Source organism: Mucilaginibacter sp. NFR10 (assembly GCF_900100445.1).
GTDB lineage: Bacteria > Bacteroidota > Bacteroidia > Sphingobacteriales > Sphingobacteriaceae > Mucilaginibacter > Mucilaginibacter rubeus.
In genome coordinates this window covers 1-5,886 of the sequence record NZ_FMTV01000021.1, presented here as the reverse complement: position 1 = coordinate 5,886, position 5,886 = coordinate 1, and the positions used below count along the sequence as shown (strand labels likewise).

2 tRNA genes and 3 rRNA genes are annotated in these 5,886 nt (G+C 47.4%); all 5 read right to left on the bottom strand.

The annotated features are described in order from the left end of the window. Nucleotides 1-44: 44 nt before the first annotated feature. A 5S ribosomal RNA gene (gene rrf / locus BLP33_RS27035) occupies nt 45-156 on the bottom strand. A 226-nt stretch (nt 157-382) separates the two neighbouring features. Then, nucleotides 383-3,262 (bottom strand): 23S ribosomal RNA (locus BLP33_RS27030). Between the two features lie 242 nt (nt 3,263-3,504). Then, nucleotides 3,505-3,581 (bottom strand) — tRNA-Ala (locus tag BLP33_RS27025). 78 nt (nt 3,582-3,659) lie between these two features. Continuing rightward, nucleotides 3,660-3,734: transfer RNA gene (locus BLP33_RS27020), tRNA-Ile, on the bottom strand. Nucleotides 3,735-3,945: 211 nt separating this feature from the next. Beyond that, nucleotides 3,946-5,466, bottom strand: a 16S ribosomal RNA gene (locus BLP33_RS27015). Together the 16S, 23S and 5S rRNA genes with 2 tRNA genes alongside form the textbook arrangement of a ribosomal RNA operon. Nucleotides 5,467-5,886 lie beyond the last annotated feature (420 nt).

Here is a 5,886-nt window from a genome sequence, read left to right as displayed (position 1 = left end):
ATTAGCTAAGGCTTTTGCAATGTTGCACCATTGAAGGTGATAAAGGGTGGCACCGACCTACTCTCCCACGTTTTACCGCAGTACCATCGGCTCTGGCGGGCTTGACTTCTCTGTTCGGAATGGGAAGAGGTAGACACCGCCGATATAGGCACCTGAATTTCTTTTTATTAAGGTGAAAGCTTAAAGGTAAAAGGTTAAAGGTTTCTTACCTTTCGCCTTTATCCTTTGGCCTTTCAGCCTCATAAATGACATATTATTGAAAGAAGGAATTGAATGTAGAGAAAACAACAGCTTTGTTGTTTGTTTGTGGTTGATAGTTCATGGTTCATCGCTGCATATTACTATGAACTATGATCCAATTACTATCAACCCTTTTTTCTATCTGAAGAAAGCTTCGGGCAATTAGTATTACTCGGCTATGATGTCACCACCTTTATACCTGTAACCTATCAACGTAGTAGTCTCCTACGACCCTCAATGGAAGTCTCATCTTGTGGCTAGTTTCGCACTTAGATGCTTTCAGCGCTTATCTATTCCCAACGTAGCTACTCTGCAGTACACCTGGCGGCATAACAGATTCACCAGAGGTTAGTCCAACCCGGTCCTCTCGTACTAAGGTCAGCCCCACTCAAACTTCCTACGCCCACAACAGATAGGGACCGAACTGTCTCGCGACGTTCTGAACCCAGCTCGCGTGCCACTTTAATGAGCGAACAGCTCAACCCTTGGGACCTTCTCCAGCCCCAGGATGTGACGAGCCGACATCGAGGTGCCAAACCTCCCCGTCGATATGAGCTCTTGGGGGAGATCAGCCTGTTATCCCCAGCGTACCTTTTATCCTTTGAGCGATGGCCCTTCCATGCAGAACCACCGGATCACTATATCCGTCTTTCGACCCAGCTCGACTTGTCTGTCTCACTGTCAAGCAAGCTTATGCTATTGCACTCCGCGTACGGTTACCAAGCGTACTGAGCTTACCTTTGAAAGCCTCCGTTACCTTTTTGGAGGCGACCACCCCAGTCAAACTACCCGCCAAACAATGTTCTCCACTTTGTAGAGTTAGACACCAAATACAGAAAGGGTGGTATTTCAACGTTGACTAACCGACTCCTAGCGAAGCCGGATCACAGTCTCCCACCTATCCTACACATCCTGTATCCGATATCAATGTTAAGCTATAGTGAAGGTGCATGGGGTCTTTCCGTCCCGTTGCGGGTAACCGGCGTCTTCACCGATACCACAATTTCACCGAGCTCATGGCTGAGACAGCGCCCAGATCGTTACACCATTCGTGCAGGTCGGAACTTACCCGACAAGGAATTTCGCTACCTTAGGACCGTTATAGTTACGGCCGCCGTTTACTGGGGCTTCGATTCAATGCTTCGCCTTGCGACTAACATCCCCTCTTAACCTTCCAGCACCGGGCAGGTGTCAGGCCATATACGTCATCTTGCGATTTTGCATAGCCATGTGTTTTTGTTAAACAGTCGCCTGGGCCTTTTCACTGCGGCTGACATTGCTGCCAGCGCCCCTTCTCCCGAAGTTACAGGGCCATTTTGCCGAGTTCCTTAGCCATGATTCACTCGAGCACCTTAGGATTCTCTCCTCGACTACCTGTGTCGGTTTACGGTACGGGTTTTTATTACCTGAAGCTTAGCGGGTTTTCTTGGAAGTCTGATTACCTGAACTATCACCTTGTCCGAAGATTCGGTGTACTATCAGCTTTCAGCAAAACATGCGTACTTAACTACACGTCTTATACCTACAGCCTTTAACGAACTATTCCGTCAGTTCGCGTCAGTGTCACTACTCCGTCACCGCATCGCAGTAATAAAAAGTACTGGAATATTAACCAGTTGTCCATCGGCTACGCCTGTCGGCTTCACCTTAGGCCCCGACTAACCCTGATCCGATTAGCGTTGATCAGGAAACCTTAGTCTTTCGGTGGGCGGGTTTCTCTCCCGCCTTATCGTTACTTATGCCTACATTTGCTTTTCTATTCCCTCCACAGTCAGTTACCTTCCTGCTTCTCCGACAAATAGAATGCTCCCCTACCAGTCACATTACTGTGAATCCATAGCTTCGGTATACTGCTTGATGCCCGTTTATTATCCATGCCCGATCGCTCGACTAGTGAGCTGTTACGCACTCTTTAAATGAATGGCTGCTTCCAAGCCAACATCCTAGCTGTCTGTGCAATCGGACCTCGTTAGTTCAACTTAGCAATAATTTAGGGACCTTAGCTGATGGTCTGGGTTCTTTCCCTCTCGGCCATGGACCTTAGCACCCATAGCCTCACTCCAGCGTATATTATAAAGCATTCGGAGTTTATCTGGATTTGGTAGGATTTGACTCCCCCGCACCCAATTAGTAGCTCTACCTCTTTATAACTCAACCGCCAGGCTGTTCCTAAAAACATTTCGGGGAGTACGAGCTATTTCCCAGTTTGATTAGCCTTTCACCCCTACCCACAAGTCATCCGGAAACTTTTCAACGTTTATCGGTTCGGTCCTCCAGTACCTGTTACGGCACCTTCAACCTGCCCATGGGTAGATCACAAGGTTTCGCGTCTACCTCCCCTGACTATACGCCCTTTTCAGACTCGCTTTCGCTTCGGATCCGTGTCTTAAACACTTAACCTTGCCAGGGAAGAGTAACTCGTAGGCTCATTATGCAAAAGGCACGCCGTCACGGTGTTAACCGCTCCGACCGCTTGTAAGTACACGGTTTCAGGTTCTATTTCACTCCCCTGTTCGGGGTTCTTTTCACCTTTCCCTCACGGTACTGGTTCACTATCGGTCTCTCAGGAGTATTTAGCCTTACCGGATGGTGCCGGCAAATTCCCACAAGGCGTCTCCGACCTCGCGGTACTCAGGATACCACTATCCTATTATCTATTACCCGTACGCAGCTCTCATGCTCTATGGCAGGGTTTCCCACCCCCTTCCGGTTCTATTTAATATTCATGTTGTGGTCCTACAACCCCTGCTATGCCGTAACATAACAGGTTTGGGCTTCTTCCATTTCGCTCGCCACTACTCTGGAAATCACTATTGTTTTCTCTTCCTCTGCTTACTTAGATGTTTCAGTTCGGCAGGTTAGCGCATTTATGCAGTTATTCTTCAAATAACTAGGTTTCCCCATTCGGAAATCTGCGGATCAATTCATATTTGCTAATCCCCGCAGCTTATCGCAGCTTATCACGTCCTTCTTCGCCTCTGAGAGCCAAGGCATCCCCCGTGTACCCTTTCTTACTTTCTTCTACTCTTGCGCCTTTTGCGCCGCAAGGTATGTCTTTATTTTAGTCCGTCGTTCGACAGAGTCAAGAGTTCAGGAGTCAGGAAGCAAGATTACTCTTGTTTCTTTATTCTTGTAATCTTGGTTCTCAATCAAACAACTTCCTATCTGTTGTTTTCTCTTGTTTTCAATTACTTCTTCCAATATGTCAAAGAACGTTAGTTTTCATCTGTAGCGTAACCTATATTATAGTTACTGTAGAATACTTGGTGGAGAATAACGGATTCGAACCGTTGACCCCCTGCGTGCAAGGCAGGTGCTCTAGCCAGCTGAGCTAATCCCCCGTTGATGAGTGATCAGAGATCGGTGATCAGTGATTAGTTACCTAACCTCTTATCTCTAATCTCTTTTCGCCTTAATAGTAGTCCCGAGCAGATTTGAACTGCTGACCCCTACATTATCAGTGTAGTGCTCTAACCAAGCTGAGCTACAGGACTATTTGTTTTTAGTTGCAGTTATCAGTTGCAGTTTGCAGGACTTTTCTGCCTACTGCTGCTGCCACTGCTTACTGCCACTTGTCCTGTGCTTACTTTCGTTTACACATTCCACAGATGGCTTCATCTTCTGGGTTTCCTTTTGTCTTTTTTTTGTGTTTTAAGAAATATCATGTAGGTAACAGTTCCGAATTACTCAGAGATACTGCTCCAGAAAGGAGGTATTCCAGCCACACCTTCCGGTACGGCTACCTTGTTACGACTTAGCCCCAGTTACCGACTTTACCCTAGGACGCTCCTTGCGGTTACGCACTTCAGGCACTTCCAGCTTCCATGGCTTGACGGGCGGTGTGTACAAGGCCCGGGAACGTATTCACCGCGTCATTGCTGATACGCGATTACTAGCGAATCCAACTTCACGGGGTCGAGTTGCAGACCCCGATCCGAACTGTGAATGGCTTTATGAGATTGGCATCCTGTTGCCAGGTAGCTGCCCTCTGTACCATCCATTGTAGCACGTGTGTAGCCCCGGACGTAAGGGCCATGATGACTTGACGTCGTCCCCTCCTTCCTCTCTATTTGCATAGGCAGTCTGTTTAGAGTCCCCACCTTAAATGCTGGCAACTAAACATAGGGGTTGCGCTCGTTGCGGGACTTAACCCAACACCTCACGGCACGAGCTGACGACAGCCATGCAGCACCTAGTTTCGTGTTCCGAAGAACTGTGACGTCTCTGTCACATTCACTAACTTTCAAGCCCGGGTAAGGTTCCTCGCGTATCATCGAATTAAACCACATGCTCCTCCGCTTGTGCGGGCCCCCGTCAATTCCTTTGAGTTTCACCCTTGCGGGCGTACTCCCCAGGTGGAACACTTAACGCTTTCGCTTAGACGCTGACCGTATATCGCCAACATCGAGTGTTCATCGTTTAGGGCGTGGACTACCAGGGTATCTAATCCTGTTTGATCCCCACGCTTTCGTGCCTCAGCGTCAATCATACTTTAGTAAGCTGCCTTCGCAATTGGTGTTCTGTGACATATCTATGCATTTCACCGCTACTTGTCACATTCCGCCTACCTCAAGTACATTCAAGCTCTTCAGTATCAAGGGCACTGCGATAGTTGAGCTACCGTCTTTCACCCCTGACTTAAAAAGCCGCCTACGCACCCTTTAAACCCAATAAATCCGGATAACGCTTGGATCCTCCGTATTACCGCGGCTGCTGGCACGGAGTTAGCCGATCCTTATTCTCAAGGTACATTCAACCCGGTTCACGAACCGGGGTTTATTCCCCTGCAAAAGCAGTTTACAACCCGTAGGGCCGTCTTCCTGCACGCGGCATGGCTGGTTCAGACTTCCGTCCATTGACCAATATTCCTTACTGCTGCCTCCCGTAGGAGTCTGGTCCGTGTCTCAGTACCAGTGTGGGGGGTCATCCTCTCAGATCCCCTAAACATCGTCGCCTTGGTATGCCGTTACCACACCAACTAGCTAATGTTGCGCATGCCCATCTTGATCCTATAAATATTTGATTATAATACGATGCCATATCATAATGTTATGCGGTCTTAATCTCTCTTTCGAGAGGCTATCCCCCTGATCAAGGTAGGTTACATACGTGTTACGCACCCGTGCGCCACTCTCATTAGGAGCAAGCTCCCAAATCCCGTCCGACTTGCATGTATTAGGCCTGCCGCTAGCGTTCATCCTGAGCCAGGATCAAACTCTCCATTGTAAAATGTTTTGTTTAACCACTGACCCTATTATTAATTAATAGAATCTGTATTATATATCTTTATACAGTCTCTCTTCTTTTTGTAACTCTTCAGCTTTGTTTAACCTTGGTTAGACTTCGCCTCCCGTTACGCTACATGATTTCCATTTCTTAAAAGAACTTGCTCGCTTCATCATCCGAATCAGCTATTATGTCGTCGCAATTCGCATTGCTTAACTTGTCAGTTTGTTTCCCCGAAAATCGCTTCCGGCTCTTTTGTTTTACTCATTAACCATCGTTAACTTTCTTCCTTCTTTTATTGACTGAACTCGCTCAGCCTCAACTTCTTTCGCTCTCTCAAGCACCCTTCCGTTTGGGTCTGCAAAGGTAGAAAACCTTTTCTTATTTCCAAAACTTTTTTATTTTTTATTTTTAAAGTTT